The sequence below is a fragment of the Massilia eburnea genome, from assembly GCF_009720745.1.
Taxonomy (GTDB): Bacteria; Pseudomonadota; Gammaproteobacteria; order Burkholderiales; family Burkholderiaceae_D; genus Rugamonas; species Rugamonas eburnea.
The window spans coordinates 217,601-232,556 of record NZ_WNKX01000008.1 but is presented as its reverse complement, the minus strand read 5'-3'; the positions used below and the strand labels follow the sequence as shown (position 1 = coordinate 232,556).

Here is a 14,956-nt window from a genome sequence, read left to right as displayed (position 1 = left end):
GCCGATGCATACCGGCCAACTGGAGGGAATCAATAACCGGATTAAGGTGATGAAGCGGATGGCTTACGGATACCGCGACTCCGAATTCTTCTTCATGAAGATCAAAGCCGCGTTTCCCGGAAATCCGGGATGAACCAAAAAAAAGCGAGCCGAAGCTCGCTTTCTCTGATGCCGGCAAGAATTACTTGCGGTCTTTCAGCGGAGGGACGTCGCGCTGTGCCGAGCCAACGAACAGCTGGCGTGGGCGGCCGATCTTCTGCTCTGGGTCGGCGATCATTTCGTTCCACTGGGCGATCCAGCCGATGGTACGGGCCATGGCGAAGATACCGGTGAACAGCGACACTGGGATGCCCAGGGCCGACTGCACGATGCCGGAGTAGAAGTCCACGTTCGGATACAGCTTGCGGGAGACGAAGTACTCGTCGTTCAGCGCAATCTTTTCCAGTTCCATGGCCAGCTTGAACAGTGGGTCGTCTTGCAGGCCCAGTTCGTTCAGCACTTCGTAGCAGGTCTCGCGCATCAGCTTCGCACGTGGGTCGAAGTTCTTGTACACGCGGTGGCCGAAGCCCATCAGCTTGACGCCGGAATTCTTGTCTTTCACCTGGGCGATGAAAGCAGGAATCTTGTCGACCGAGCCGATTTCCTTCAGCATGTTCAGTGCAGCTTCGTTCGCGCCGCCGTGGGCAGGGCCCCACAGGCAAGCGATACCGGCAGCGATACAGGCGAACGGGTTGGCGCCCGAGGAACCGGCCAGACGGACGGTCGAAGTCGAAGCGTTCTGCTCGTGGTCTGCGTGCAGGATCAGGATGCGGTCCAGTGCGCGCACCAGCACGTCGTTGACTTTGTACTCCTCGCATGGATTGCCGAACATCATGCGCATGAAGTTGGCCGAGTACGACAGGTCGTTGCGTGGGTACACGAACGGCTGGCCGATCGAGTACTTGTATGCCATGGCGACCAGGGTCGGCAGCTTGGCGATCAGGCGGATTGCCGAGATCTCACGCTGCTTGGCGTCGTTGATGTCCAGCGAGTCGTGGTAGAACGATGCCAGCGCGCCGACGGTACCGACCAGTACCGACATCGGGTGCGCGTCGCGGCGGAAGCCACGGAAGAAGAATTGCATCTGCTCGTGGACCATGGTGTGCTTGGTCACGGTGTCGACGAACTGCTTCTTATCCACTGCGTTCGGCAGTTCGCCGTTCAGCAGCAGGTAGCAGGTTTCCATGAAGTCGGCGTTCACGGCCAGTTGCTCGATCGGGTAGCCGCGGTATTGCAGCTCGCCCTTGTCACCGTCGATGTAGGTGATGGAGGAGTTGCACGACGCGGTCGACATGAAGCCTGGGTCGTAGGTGAACTTGCCGGTGGTGCCGTACAGCTTGCGGATGTCGATGACGTCCGGGCCTACGGTGCCCTTGTAGATCGGCATTTCTACCGATGGGCTGCCGTCGGAAAACGATAGGGTAGCTTTGGTTTCAGAGATGTTCATGGGCTCTTCCTCTAGGAGAGATGCAGCAAATAAAAAAACTTAACTCAGGCTTGGCGCAGGCGTGCCAGTAGCGCATGTACATGCGGCAGGTCTATTTCGCCTTCCGGCTCCTTTCGGGCCAAGACCAGATCCATCAGTGCATTGTCCGACAAATCGAGGAGTCGCGTGAAAGCGTCCACTTCCTCGTCGGTCAATTCAGCCTCGTGCGCATCAAGGAAACGAGTCAGGATAATGTCGTTTTCCAGCAAGCCCCGTCGTGCGCGCCAGCGTAGGCGCGCACGGTTGGTCGGATCGGCCTGGTGCGCTCGTTTTTCGAGTTCCGCCATTTTTTGGTATTAAATCGCGCGGCGAACCATCAGTTCCTTGATCTTGCCGATTGCCTTGTTTGGATTCAGGCCTTTCGGGCACACGTCGACGCAGTTCATGATCGAGTGGCAGCGGAACAGACGGTATGGGTCTTCCAGGTTGTCCAGGCGCTCGCCGGTGGCTTCGTCGCGCGAGTCGGCGATGAAGCGGTAGGCTTGCAGCAGGCCGGCTGGGCCGACGAACTTGTCCGGGTTCCACCAGAACGACGGGCAGGAGGTCGAGCAGCAGGCGCACAGGATGCACTCGTACAGGCCGTCCAGTTCTTCGCGTTCTGCAGGCGACTGCAGGCGCTCTTTCTCCGGAGGGATCGAGTCGTTGATCAGGAACGGCTTGATCGAGTGGTACTGCTTGAAGAACTGGGTCATGTCGACGATCAGGTCGCGCACCACCGGCAGGCCTGGCAGCGGACGCAGCACGATAGGCTCGGTCAGCTCGTTCAGGTTGGTGGTGCAGGCCAGGCCGTTCTTGCCGTTGATGTTCATCGCGTCGGAACCGCACACGCCTTCGCGGCAGGAGCGACGCAGCGACAGCGAGTCATCCACGTCGGACTTGATGCGCTGCAGTGCGTCCAGCAGCATCTTGTCGGTGTCTTTCAGTTCGACCGTCAGGTCTTGCATGTAAGGCTTGGCGTCCTTGTCCGGATCGTAGCGGTAAATCTTGAATTTGAGAGTGCGTGCCATGTTGTGAGGCCCTTGCTTAGAAAGTACGTGCTTTTGGCTTGAAGGTTTCGACCGTCAGCGGCTTGGTGACGACTGCCTTGTATTCCAGGCGGTTGCCTTCGGAGAACCACAGGGTGTGCTTCATCCAGTTTTCGTCGTCGCGCTTCGGATGGTCGTCCTGGGCGTGGGCGCCGCGGGATTCCTTGCGTGCGTTGGCCGAAACGATGGTCGCTTTTGCGGTTTCGATCAGGTTGTCCAGTTCCAGCGCTTCCACGCGGGCGGTGTTGAACACCTTGGACTTGTCCTTGTACGAAACGTGCTTGCGGCGCTCGTCGAGCTTCAGGATTTCTTCCACACCCTTGGCCAGCATTTCGTCGGTACGGAACACGCCGCAGTACTTCTGCATGGTGGCGCGGATATCGTTGGCAACGTCTTGCACGCGCTCGCCACCGGTGGAGGTTTCCAGGTGGTTCAGGCGGTTCATTGCGAAATCGGATGCATCCTTCGGCAGCGGCTTGTTTTCCTTCTGCTTCAGGTTCTGTGCGACCACGTGGTTGCCGGCTGCGCGGCCGAACACCACCAGGTCCAGCAGGGAGTTGGTGCCCAGGCGGTTTGCGCCGTGTACAGAGACGCAAGCGCATTCGCCGATCGCGTACAGGCCGTTCACGACCTTCTGGCTGCCGTCGCCGTTAGGCACGACCACCTGGCCGTGGATATTGGTCGGGATGCCGCCCATCTGGTAGTGGATGGTCGGAACGACAGGGATCGGTTCCTTGGTCGCGTCGACGTTGGCGAACTTGTGGCCGATTTCCAGGATCGATGGCAGGCGCTTCTGGATGGTCTCGGAGCCGATGTGGCGCAGGTCCAGCAGAACGTGGTCTTTGTTAGGACCGCAGCCGCGGCCTTCCTTGATTTCCTGGTCCATCGAGCGGGACACGAAGTCGCGTGGCGCCAGGTCTTTCAGGGTCGGAGCGTAGCGCTCCATGAAGCGTTCGCCGTTCGAGTTGATCAGGATGCCGCCTTCGCCGCGCACGCCCTCGGTGATCAGCACGCCCGCGCCGGACACGCCGGTCGGGTGGAACTGCCAGAATTCCATGTCCTGCAGCGGCAGGCCGGCACGCGCCGCCATGCCCATGCCGTCACCGGTGTTGATGAAGGCGTTGGTCGACGCTGCGAAGATACGGCCTGCGCCGCCGGTTGCGAAGATGGTGGTCTTGGCTTCCAGGATCATGCATTCGCCGGTTTCCATTTCCAGGGCAACCACGCCAACGACGTCGCCGTCGGCATCGCGCACCAGGTCCAGGGCCATCCACTCAACGAAGAAGTGGGTGCGGGCGCGCACGTTGCGCTGGTACAGGGTGTGCAGCAGTGCGTGGCCGGTACGGTCGGCCGCGGCGCAAGCGCGCTGCACTGGCTTCTCGCCCAGGTTCGCGGTGTGGCCGCCGAACGGGCGCTGGTAAATGGTGCCGTCCGGGTTACGGTCGAAAGGCATGCCGAAGTGTTCCAGTTCGTAGACGACTTTCGGTGCTTCGCGGCACATGAATTCAATCGCATCCTGGTCGCCGAGGTAGTCGCCACCTTTGACGGTGTCGAACATGTGCCAGTACCAGTTGTCTTCCGACATATTGCCCAGCGAGGCGCCGATGCCGCCCTGCGCAGCCACGGTGTGGGAACGGGTCGGGAACACCTTGGACAGCACGGCCACGTTCAGGCCGGCTTCCGCCAGTTGCAGGGAGGCGCGCATGCCGGAACCGCCGGCGCCAACGATGACCGCGTCAAAACGACGGGTTGGGATTGCAGATTTAATAGCTGCCACGATTTACACACTCCACAGAATTTGCAGCGACCAGGCGGCGCAGGCGATCAGCCAACCAATGGTTGCGATTTGCAGGAACAGGCGCAGGCCGACCGGCTTGATGTAGTCCATCCAGATGTCACGGATGCCCACCCAGGCGTGGTAGAACAGCGCGAGCAAGGTCACTGCGCTGAACAGCTTGAACCACTGCTGCGCGAACAGGCTTGCCCAACCTTCGTACGATGGGTTCGACGAAGTGAAGATCAGGTAGAACAGGACGGCGGTGTAGACCACCATCAGCACGGCGGTCACACGCTGGACCAGCCAATCCTTGACGCCGTAGTGGGCGCCGACAACCAGGCGTTTCGGGCCGATGTTATTGTTAGCCATTTAGAACACTCCAAACAATTTCAGTGCGACCAGCACGGTCACGACAGCGGTGATCACAACCACGGTGGTGGCGGACTTGCGTGCGGAATCCTTGTCCAGGCCGACGTGGGTATCCATGATCAGGTGGCGTACGCCGGCGCAGAAGTGCTGGGTGTAGCCCCAGCACAGGGCCAGCATGACCAGCTTGGCGATCGGGTGGGAGGCGATGATCATGAAGTGCGCGAAGGTGTACTCGGAGCGCAGCGATTCCTGCAGCAGGTACAGCACGAACGGCAACAGCAGGAACATCAGTGCGCCGCTGATGCGGTGCAGGATGGAGACGATGCCGGCCATCGGCAGTCGGTAGTTCATCAGATCCGTAACGTGGATGTTACGGAATTCTGGCCGCTCTTTTTTTGGGGTTTCCCGCACGGCTTCAGTCATATACAACCTCCCTATGCTTTATTACAAATGATTTGCCAAACTTGGCGAAACTGCGATTTTCGCCGATTTTTGCTGTTCAGACCAATATGTATTCTTACATATCACCAAAATATTATTGCGCTGCACCTTAACTGAGATCATTTTGATAATGATGACGCTCGGTCAAGTACAAGCCCCTGCGTAATTCGACCGGCTTGTCGCCGTAAGTGAAGGAAACGCGCTCGGCGCACAGCAACGGCGTGCCTGCCGCAATTTTCAGCAGGCCGGCATCGCCCTCCTCGGCGCAGACGGCGCGGATCTTTTCTTCCGCACGGATCATGCGGGTGCCGAATTCGGATTCGAACAGGCCGTACATCGGGCCCTTGTATTCATTCAGGCGCTCCGCCGTCAGGCCTTTGAAGATCAGGCCTGGCAGCCATAGTTCTTCGACAATGGTCGGCACGTTGTCGAAACTTTGCACGCGCTTGATATAGACCACAGCGTCGCCGGATTTCAGATCCAGCAGGCGCGCCACTTCGGCCGGCGCGCGCAGGCGCTTGACTTCAATAAACCGGGATTCCGGATAATGCGGCACACCTTCGTCCGGCACCAGGCGCAGGAAGCGGAAATGGGCGCGCGCCTCGTGGTGGGTCGAGACGAAAGTGCCCTTGCCCTGCTTGCGCACCACCAGGTTTTCCGCCGCCAGCTCGTCGATCGCCTTGCGCACGGTGCCCTGGCTGACCTTGAAGCGGTTGGCCAATTCAACTTCGCTGGGGATCATCTCGCCCGGCTTCCATTCGCCGGACTGCAGGCTCTGGGTAATCAGGCCTTTGATCTGCTGGTAGAGGGGAGAAAAAGTGGGAGACGGAGCGCCGGCCGCGCCTAGGGCGTCAGAAGTGGTCTGGTTGGGCGTGACGGGATTCATAGCCCGCTATTCCACCACATCCAACCCTCTACGTCCAGAAAAATCCTATAACTTATATGTCTTATATAAGACATAAGATAGGATTGACAGCCAGTCACCGGAAGCCTACACTCGCCCGAATTGTCGTATCATTACGAGCTTAAACCGTTTTCACGTCCACTTTGGAGATTCACCATGGCTAAAACCCCAATGCGTGTTGCCGTTACCGGCGCCGCCGGCCAGATCGGCTATTCCCTGCTGTTCCGTATCGCCAACGGCGACATGCTGGGCAAAGACCAGCCAGTCATCCTGCAACTGCTGGAAATCCCTGACGAGAAGGCCCAGAAAGCGCTGAAAGGCGTGATGATGGAAATCGACGACTGCGCATTCCCGCTGCTGGCCGGCATGACCGCCCACTCCGACCCGATGACCGCCTTCAAGGATGCCGACGTGGCCCTGCTGGTTGGCGCCCGTCCTCGCGGCCCAGGCATGGAGCGCAAAGACCTGCTGGAAGCCAACGCGCAGATCTTCACCGTGCAAGGCAAGGCGCTGGACGCCGTCGCTTCGCGCAATGTGAAAGTCCTGGTGGTCGGCAACCCAGCCAACACCAATGCCTACATCGCCATGAAGTCCGCTCCATCCCTGCCAGCGAAGAACTTCACCGCCATGCTGCGCCTGGACCACAACCGCGCCCTGTCGCAAGTCGCTGCCAAGACCGGCAAGGCTGTCAAGGACATCGAAAAGCTGTGCGTGTGGGGCAACCACTCCCCAACCATGTACGCCGACTACCGCTTCGCCACCATCGACGGCGCATCGGTCAAGGACATGATCAACGACCAGGAATGGAACGCCAACGTGTTCCTGCCAACCGTGGGCAAGCGCGGTGCAGCGATCATCGAAGCACGCGGCCTGTCTTCCGCAGCTTCCGCAGCCAACGCTGCGATCGACCACGTGCATGACTGGGTGCTGGGCACCAACGGCAAGTGGACCACCATGGGCATCCCATCCGACGGTTCCTACGGCATCCCTGAAGGCACCATCTTCGGCTTCCCGGTGACCTGCGAAAACGGCGAATACAAAATCGTCCAGGGCCTGGACATCGACGCATTCTCGCAAGAGCGCATCAACATCACGCTGAAGGAACTGACCGAAGAGCGTGAAGGCGTCAAGCACCTGCTGCCGTAATATCGCCTGATAAGCCAGAAATACTGTGGACCCGGTAAAACCACCGATCCGCCGTACCCGCCGCGCTGCCGATGGCAGCGCGGCTGCTGTTTCACCTAACGTACCAATGCATCCATCCGAGGTTTTATTCCAGGGCACACGCCAGCCGCTGCTGCTTCCTGCTTGCGACCACTACGCGGGCAGTGAGAAGCTGATGCGCAAATCCATGGCCCTGCAACAAGAGCTTGGTCCCCTGTTCGACATCACCTTCGATTGCGAGGACGGCGCCGCCGCCGGCAACGAAGAATCGCACGCCAAGCTGGTCGCCCTGCTGCTGCTGGACGAGGCCAACCAGTTCAACCGCATCGGCGCCCGCGTCCATGACGTGAACAGCCCGTTCTTCGAGCGCGACGTCGAGATCATCTGCACCGAAGCGGGCCACAAGCTGGCCTATATCGTGGTGCCCAAGCCGGAAAGCGTGCAGGAAGTCGCGCGCGCCATCGACCTGGTGAACAAATACGCCGCCAAATCCGGCCGCAAGTCGCCGGTGCCGGTGCACGTGCTGATCGAAACCCACGGCGCCCTGCGCGACGTGCACGATATCGCCGCCCTGCCCCAGGTCGAATGCCTGTCCTTCGGCATCATGGATTTCGTTTCCGCCCACTACGGCGCCGTGCCGGGCAGCGCCATGCGCACGCCGGGCCAGTTCACCCACCCGCTGGTGGTGCGCGCCAAGCTGGAGATCGCCGCCGCCTGCCACGCGCATGGCAAAGTCCCTTCGCATAACGTGACCACCGAGATCAAGGATTCGGCCGTGGTGGCCACCGATGCCCAGCGCGCCGCAGCCGAATTCGGCTTTACGCGCATGTGGAGCATCCATCCGAGCCAGATAAAACCTGTCATAAAGGCATTTACGCCGCGTGCATCCGAAGTCAATGAGGCCGCCACCATCCTGCATGAGGCAGAGAAGGTACAGTGGGGTCCCATTAGCCAGCATGGACGCTTGCATGACAGAGCTAGCTATCGCTATTATTGGACGGTTCTGCAGCGAGCCAAGCTCGCAGGCCTGCCGCTGCCGGACTCCGTTGCCGCCCTGCTCGGGGCGGTTGAATCCAAAGGAGACCAATAATGTCGTTTATGAAACTGTTCACTGCCTGCGCCATGGCGCTTGCCATTGCCGCCCCATCCGCTCACGCCGCCCCGAAGAAAGCCGCTGCCAAGCCTGCCGTCACCAAAGAGCAGGAGCCAAGCGTCGCCGGGCAAACGGCCACCAACTATTCCTGTGAGCTGGGCAACAAGATCACCATTTACAGCAGCGCCGACGACGGCAACAGCATCGTCATGCGCTGGAAGAACCGCCTGACCCGCCTGACCCGCGAAGCCACCACCACCGGTGCGCAGCGCTTCGAGAACAAGCTGGCAGGCCTGATCTGGATCGGCATCCCTGCCAAGGGCATGCTGCTGGATTCCAAGGTGAACCGCCAACTGGCGAACGAATGCAAGACATCTGATCAAGCGCTCGGACTTTAATCAATAAGGAGAGGACATGTCCCGCAACACACTGAATACGCTTAAGGATTTCCCGATCGGGGCAAAGAAGGGTAAGTTCTACTCCCTGCCAGCCCTGGAAAAGGAACTGGGCGCCAAGATTTCCCGCCTGCCAGTATCGATTCGCGTCGTGCTGGAATCCGTTCTGCGTAACTGCGACGGTAAGAAAGTGACCGAAGAGCACGTCAAGCAGTTGGCTAACTGGGGCGCTACCGCTGCCCGCACCGACGAGATCCCATTCGTCGTAGCCCGCGTTGTGCTGCAGGACTTCACCGGCGTTCCGCTGCTGGCCGACCTGGCCGCGATGCGTAACGTCGCCTCCAAAATGGGCGTGAACCCTAAGAAGATCGAGCCTCTGGTCCCAGTGGACCTGGTGGTTGACCACTCCGTCACCATCGACCACTTCCGCGAGCCTAAGGCCCTGGACCTGAACATGAAGCTGGAATTCTCGCGCAACAACGAGCGCTACCAGTTCATGAAGTGGGGCATGCAAGCCTTCGACACCTTCGGCGTGGTGCCACCAGGCTTCGGTATCGTTCACCAGGTGAACCTGGAATACCTGGCACGCGGCGTGCACAATGCATCGGGCGTGTACTACCCTGACTCGCTGGTGGGCACCGACTCCCATACCACCATGATCAACGGTATCGGCGTAGTGGGCTGGGGCGTGGGCGGCATCGAGGCGGAAGCCGGCATGCTGGGCCAGCCAGTGTACTTCCTGACCCCGGACGTGATCGGCGTGAACCTGACCGGCGCCCTGCGCGAAGGCTGCACCGCGACCGACCTGGTGCTGACCATCACCGAAATGCTGCGTAAGGAAAAAGTCGTGGGCAAGTTCGTCGAATTCTTCGGCGAAGGCACCGAGTCCCTGTCCGTGACCGACCGCGCAACCATCGCCAACATGGCGCCTGAATACGGCGCGACCATGGGCTTCTTCCCAGTCGACGACGCGACCATCGAATACTTCGAAGGCACCGGCCGCACCAAGGACGAAATCGCTGCATTCCAGTCCTACTTCAAGGCACAGGGCATGTACGGCGTGCCGAAGAAAGGCGACATCGACTACACCCGCGAACTGCACCTGGACCTGTCCACCGTTGCACCGTCGCTGGCCGGTCCTAAGCGTCCGCAAGACCGTATCGAAATCGGCAACGTCAAGTCCACCTTCACCGAACTGTTCTCGAAGCCAACCACCGAGAACGGCTTCAACAAGAAGGCCGACGAACTGACCAAGACCTACACCACCAGCAATGGCGTGAACGTGAAGAACGGCGACGTGCTGATCGCTGCCATCACCTCCTGCACCAACACCTCGAACCCGAGCGTGCTGCTGGCAGCCGGCCTGCTGGCCAAGAAAGCCGTGGAAGCCGGCCTGACCGTTGCTCCGCACATCAAGTCGTCCCTGGCTCCTGGCTCGCGCGTTGTGACCGAGTACCTGACCGCTGCCGGCCTGCTGCCATACCTGGAAAAACTGGGCTTCGGCGTGACCGCTTACGGTTGCACCACCTGCATCGGTAACGCTGGCGACCTGACCCCGGAACTGAACGCCACCATCACCGGCAACGACATCGTTGCGGCTGCGGTGCTGTCCGGTAACCGTAACTTTGAAGCGCGTATTCACCCGAACATCCGCTCCAACTTCCTGGCATCGCCACCGCTGGTCGTCGCTTACGCGATCGCCGGCAACGTGACCCGCGACCTGATGACCGAACCAGTCGGCCAGGGCAAGGATGGCAAGGACGTGTACCTGGGCGACATCTGGCCGACCTCGAAAGAGATCGCTGCCCTGATGAAGTTCGCGATGAACTCCAAGGTCTTCAAGTCCAACTACGCCGACGTCAAGGGCAACCCAGGCAAGCTGTGGGAAGCCGTCTCCTCGACCGAAGGCCAAGTGTACAACTGGCCTGATTCGACCTACATCGCCGAGCCTCCGTTCTTCGACGGCTTCGAGATGAAGCCGAAGGCAGCGGAAGCCGGCATCACCGGCGCACGTGCACTGGGCGTGTTCGGTGACTCCATCACCACCGACCACATCTCGCCAGCAGGCTCGATCAAGGAAGACGGCCCAGCCGGCAAGTGGCTGAAGGAAAACGGCGTGATGAAGGCCGACTTCAACTCCTACGGCTCGCGCCGCGGCAACCACGAGATCATGATGCGCGGCACCTTCGCCAACGTGCGTATCAAGAACAAGATGATTCCTCCTAAGGCCGACGGTTCCGCGGTGGAAGGCGGCATCACCCTGCACCAGCCATCGGGCGAACAACTGTCGATCTACGACGCGGCAATGCGCTACGTTGAAGAAGGCACCCCGACCATGATCTTCGGCGGCGAAGAATACGGCACCGGCTCCTCCCGTGACTGGGCGGCCAAGGGCACCCAGCTGCTGGGCGTGAAGGCTGTGATCTGCCGTTCCTTCGAGCGTATCCACCGTTCCAACCTGGTGGGCATGGGCGTGCTGCCGCTGCAGTTCATCGGCAACGATTCGGTGGAATCGCTGGGCATCACCGGCAAGGGCGAAACCTACGACCTGAAGGGCCTGGAAGGCGACATCAAGCCTCAACAGCAAGCTACCCTGGTGATCCACCGCGCTGACGGCTCGAAGAAGGAAGTGCAAGTCCTGCTGCGTATCGATACCCCGATCGAAGTGGACTACTACAAGCACGGCGGTATTCTGCCATTCGTGCTGCGCCAGCTGCTGGCTGCCTAAAACCGGTACCCCGGTGTCTGCCCCGCAGGGTCAGACACCGATGCTCTACCGTCAACGAACGCCGGGCTTGCCCGGCGTTTTGCTTTCAGGGTGTCTGACCCTGCGGGTCTGACGGGGCGGCCATCCGACCGAAGTACCGGTTTTAAACGCCGAGTCTTGCCGAATCCACTACAATAAGAATAACCAGGTTCCTTATTGACAAAGAAAAGCGCTATGCGTCGCCCATCCAAAGATTCAACCCACAAATTATCCGCCGACAGCCAGCGCCTTATCACCCTCGCCCAGGCCCTGGGCCAGGCCGCCAGCCGCATTGAAGAGCGTAACTGGGAACGGGTGCTGGACGCCCAGCTGCACAAACTGCTGCGTACCGGCCACCAGGAAACTGTCGACTCAGCCCTGAACTCCCTGTTCAGCGTGGACTTGCCGGCCTACGACATCCTGATGGACAGCGTGGAAGCCGTCAGCGAATCCGATTCCATCGTGGTGGAGGTCGACGGCGAGTCGCGCGAGTACGACATCCTGCTGGTCGCCGCCCCGGTATTGGCCTGGACGCGCTTCTCGATCGCTTCCGGCCAGATCCCGGCCGACATCCTGAACACGCTGTCCGCGCACTTCTCCGCCCACCTGCTGGCGGATGGCACGCACATGGCGATGTCCTCCACCCTGTACTCCATCGACCAGCTGCCACGCACCCATGCCGAAGCCTATTCGAAGGTGCACAAGCTGGCGCAGGCCGCCCTGAAAGGCCAGGCGCTGAAATCCGAGGCCAAAGTGGCCGAAACCGCGCCCTTCCTGGCCGACACCCGCTACCTGATGGTGGCTGTGGTGGCGCCGCACAACGGCCCGATGTTCCGCTGGCAGATGCCTGCCCATCACGCCGCCCAGGCCGAAGCGCGCCGCGATGCCTTGGCCGCATGGACCACGCAAGCCACGCCGACCGTAGCGCGCCTGCTGCCGGGCTGCGGCATCGAACTGCTGCTGCCGGAAGCCTATTACACCGGCTGCCGCGAAGCCGACAAGCTGATCCGCCCGGTCTCGATCCGCGCCGCCGTGCATTACCTGACCCATTCGCTCGATTGCGAGCCTTCCGACCTGCGCGCGGTCATCGCCGGCTTCGGCGACGAATCCGCACCGGACGGCCAGATCGACGAATACCGCGTCGCCTTCACCCGCCGTTCCGACAGCGACGTGATGTATGGCGTCGTGTGGCCGCTGTACGGCCAGGAGGACGAGGAAGGCACGCCGGCCGAAGGCCTGTCCGGCACCACGCTGGCCGATCTGCTCAAGCCGCGCACTCCAGTGGAAGAAATCGTCGAACACCTGAACGCCGCCGGCGTATCGCAGGTGAAGAAACTCGGTGAAAAGTACGTCGCCGAATACTGCGACGACTGCGGCGCTCCTCTCTTCGCCGATCCGTCAGGCGAGCTGGTCCACGCAGAAATGCCGGAAGACGCCGCCACCGGCACCGAGCACTTCCATTAAGCTGAAAAGCCCGCGGTCAACGCGGGCTTTTTTCTTGGGGCATCGGCTGTAGGACCTCTTGCTGGCATTGCGCCGGAGGAGCCTGCTGGACGACCGTTTGCGGAGGCATCTTCCAGAACAAGTTGCCCATCGCCATAATCAGCCCCGAGAAACCGATAAAGAGGCCGATGACTGTCGCCAACGTCCATCGAGCAATGTCGGCGCGCAGCGCCTCCATATCGGCTTTAGTCGCCAACGTCGGCAGAATCGCCTCGAAACGGACGAGGCGAAAATGGTGGTCTTCGTCCATACGTCCAGCATACGCCGGACGCACATCACTTCCAAGTGGAATACGGCTGCTTGATGAGGCGGGAATTGAGGTAGCGCAAATCGTGCGTGACGTCCTCGCCAGCCCAGTCCGGCTTGTCGAATTGAGCATCCTCAGCTGGCAATTCGATCTCGGCGACGACGAGGCCGGCGTTCTCGCCGAGGAACTCGTCCACTTCCCACACAAAGCCGCCGAAGGGAATGCGGCGCCGGTACTTCTCAATCAGCGGCCGTTCGCACAGCCGGTCAAGCAGTTCGGCGGCGTCGGCAAGCGGCACGGGATATTCCCACTCGCCGCGCGCCGCGCCTACGTTCTTGCTCTTGATGGTCAAGACCGCCTGCTCGCCCTCGATCCGCACGCGCACCGTGCGCTCGGGATGCGAAGACAGGTAGCCCTGGCGCAGCAGCACCGGCTCGCCTTGCGTGCGCCAGCCATCGCCCTTCACCAGGAACTTGCGTTCGATCTCGACGCCCATCGACTTACTCGTCCAGCGACAGCAGGATAGGCTGCAGGATCGCAGCACCCAGCGCCGCACTGCGCGCGCCGTTCCAGCCCACGGCCGGCACTGGCAGGTCCGCGTTGTCCTTGAACGGCATTTCCAGCGTCAGCGACAGCACCTGGAAGTGATGGCCGATGTACTTGGACGCCAGCGTCAGCATGTCTTCCTTGTACTTGGACGGCGCATAGCCCACCGCATCCTGGAAGTCCGGCGACGCATTCTTGTAGCGGTCAATGAAGTTCTTCTGGCGCGCCATCTGCGCCGGCGTGAAGTTCTCCAGCATTTCATTACCGGCCACGAAGTTGTAAGGCAGCGCCTCGTCACCGTGGATGTCGAAGAACATGTCAACGCCGGTTTCGTGGATCTTCTGTTTCACGCACAGCACTTCCGGCGAACGTTCCAGCGACGGGGTCATCCATTCGCGGTTCAGGTTCGCGCCAGCGGCGTTGGTACGCAGGTTGCCGCGGATCGAGCCGTCCGGGTTCATGTTCGGCACGATGTAGAAGCAGCAGCGTTGCAGCAGCTTGCGCGCGATCGGGTTGGCATCGTCCAGCAGGGAATCGATCAAGCCTTCGATGAACCATTCGGCCATCGATTCGCCCGGGTGCTGGCGGGCGATGAACCAGATTTTCTTTTCAGCTTCCGGCTCGCCGATGACGACCAGGTTCATGTCGCGGCCATCGACGGAGGAGCCGATGTCCAGCACGCGGGCGATCGGATTCTCGGCCACTTCGCCCAGCAGGCGCAGGTGGCGTTCCCACGAATACGGCTCGAAGTATGCGTAGTAGACGCTGTCGTTGTGCGGCGTGTGCTTGATGGTCATGACCTGGCCATCGAAGGAGGTCGGGACGCGGAACCAGTTTTCGCCGTCGTAGCAGGCAGCGGCGTTGTAGTCTTCAAAGCCTTTGGCGTAGGTGGCGTCGCCGGCGTTCAGGAATTTCATGGTCAACGCTTCGCCGCGCGCGCCCTGCACGCGGAAGTGGAACCACTGGTGGATGTCGGCGGCGTTGTCCTTGCGGAGGTTCAGTTCGATGTTCGCGGCATTGTCGGCGCGGACTACTTCGATGGCGCCAGAGTCGAAATTCTGGCTGATTTTGATGGTCATTGCGATCCCGTTCAGAGGCTTGGGTTGATCGGAACCGATATTGTACACACCAACCCGCTAATTCTGGGTCAGACCCAAGGGTCAGCCCCTCGAAACGCGACTGCCGCAGGCCAGGGTCAGACCCTTGGGTCTGACCCAGGTT

The 14,956-nt window shown here is 60.7% G+C and carries 16 protein-coding genes; 6 read left to right on the top strand and 10 right to left on the bottom strand.

From position 1 onward, the window contains the following. Window positions 1-133: transposase (locus tag GM658_RS13390; protein ID WP_211841861.1), on the top strand; the 133-nt coding region annotated here is incomplete at its 5' end. Window positions 134-181: 48 nt separating this feature from the next. On the opposite strand, the gene gltA is transcribed toward GM658_RS13390, so the two are convergent. The 7 genes from gltA to GM658_RS13355 form a co-directional block, all read right to left on the bottom strand. Beyond that, window positions 182-1,486: a citrate synthase gene (gltA, locus tag GM658_RS13385; RefSeq protein WP_155454535.1), complete on the bottom strand. Its 1,305-nt coding sequence runs from the start codon at window positions 1,484-1,486 to the stop codon at window positions 182-184. A gap of 44 nt (window positions 1,487-1,530) precedes the next feature. Further along, window positions 1,531-1,812, bottom strand: a complete 282-nt coding sequence (locus tag GM658_RS13380; RefSeq protein ID WP_057259569.1) for an FAD assembly factor SdhE — start codon at window positions 1,810-1,812, stop codon at window positions 1,531-1,533. A 9-nt stretch (window positions 1,813-1,821) separates the two neighbouring features. Further along, window positions 1,822-2,532: a succinate dehydrogenase iron-sulfur subunit gene (locus tag GM658_RS13375; protein ID WP_155454534.1), complete on the bottom strand. Its 711-nt coding sequence runs from the start codon at window positions 2,530-2,532 to the stop codon at window positions 1,822-1,824. A 16-nt stretch (window positions 2,533-2,548) separates the two neighbouring features. After that, complete coding sequence (gene sdhA / locus GM658_RS13370) at window positions 2,549-4,327, bottom strand: succinate dehydrogenase flavoprotein subunit (protein ID WP_170298793.1); 1,779 nt, start codon at window positions 4,325-4,327, stop codon at window positions 2,549-2,551. A 3-nt stretch (window positions 4,328-4,330) separates the two neighbouring features. After that, window positions 4,331-4,696, bottom strand: a complete 366-nt coding sequence (gene sdhD / locus GM658_RS13365) for a succinate dehydrogenase, hydrophobic membrane anchor protein (RefSeq protein WP_155454533.1) — start codon at window positions 4,694-4,696, stop codon at window positions 4,331-4,333. Further along, a complete protein-coding gene (sdhC, locus tag GM658_RS13360) occupies window positions 4,697-5,119 on the bottom strand; it encodes a succinate dehydrogenase, cytochrome b556 subunit (RefSeq protein ID WP_155454532.1) in 423 nt (140 codons plus the stop codon). A 127-nt stretch (window positions 5,120-5,246) separates the two neighbouring features. Next, a complete protein-coding gene (locus GM658_RS13355) occupies window positions 5,247-6,023 on the bottom strand; it encodes a GntR family transcriptional regulator (protein ID WP_155454531.1) in 777 nt (258 codons plus the stop codon). A gap of 174 nt (window positions 6,024-6,197) precedes the next feature. Between GM658_RS13355 and GM658_RS13350 the strand changes: the two genes are divergently transcribed. The 5 genes from GM658_RS13350 (at window position 6,198) to GM658_RS13330 (ending at window position 12,903) form a co-directional block, all read left to right on the top strand. Next, window positions 6,198-7,187 carry a malate dehydrogenase gene (locus GM658_RS13350; RefSeq protein WP_155454530.1) on the top strand — a complete coding sequence of 330 codons (990 nt, stop codon included), beginning with the start codon at window positions 6,198-6,200 and terminating at the stop codon, window positions 7,185-7,187. Between the two features lie 106 nt (window positions 7,188-7,293). After that, window positions 7,294-8,295, top strand: coding sequence for an HpcH/HpaI aldolase/citrate lyase family protein (locus GM658_RS13345; RefSeq protein WP_155454552.1), 1,002 nt, complete (start codon window positions 7,294-7,296; stop codon window positions 8,293-8,295). Between the two features lie 8 nt (window positions 8,296-8,303). Continuing rightward, the gene (locus tag GM658_RS13340; RefSeq protein WP_308612970.1) at window positions 8,304-8,696 is read left to right on the top strand and encodes a hypothetical protein; all 393 of its coding nucleotides are present in this window, start codon (window positions 8,304-8,306) and stop codon (window positions 8,694-8,696) included. 16 nt (window positions 8,697-8,712) lie between these two features. Continuing rightward, a complete protein-coding gene (gene acnA, locus GM658_RS13335) occupies window positions 8,713-11,421 on the top strand; it encodes an aconitate hydratase AcnA (RefSeq protein WP_155454528.1) in 2,709 nt (902 codons plus the stop codon). Between the two features lie 213 nt (window positions 11,422-11,634). Further along, entirely contained in the window at window positions 11,635-12,903 is a 1,269-nt protein-coding gene (locus GM658_RS13330; RefSeq protein WP_155454527.1) for a DUF2863 family protein, read from the top strand. Window positions 12,904-12,919: 16 nt separating this feature from the next. On the opposite strand, the gene GM658_RS13325 is transcribed toward GM658_RS13330, so the two are convergent. The 3 genes from GM658_RS13325 to GM658_RS13315 are packed head-to-tail and all read right to left on the bottom strand — an operon-like array spanning window position 12,920 to window position 14,814. Continuing rightward, window positions 12,920-13,192, bottom strand: a complete 273-nt coding sequence (locus GM658_RS13325) for a hypothetical protein (protein ID WP_155454526.1) — start codon at window positions 13,190-13,192, stop codon at window positions 12,920-12,922. Between the two features lie 25 nt (window positions 13,193-13,217). Beyond that, on the bottom strand, window positions 13,218-13,685 hold the full coding sequence (locus tag GM658_RS13320) for a CYTH domain-containing protein (protein WP_155454525.1): 468 nt from the start codon (window positions 13,683-13,685) through the stop codon (window positions 13,218-13,220). 4 nt (window positions 13,686-13,689) lie between these two features. Further along, window positions 13,690-14,814 (bottom strand): M14 family metallopeptidase, encoded by a 1,125-nt coding sequence (locus GM658_RS13315; RefSeq protein ID WP_155454524.1) that lies wholly within the window; start codon window positions 14,812-14,814, stop codon window positions 13,690-13,692. Window positions 14,815-14,956 lie beyond the last annotated feature (142 nt).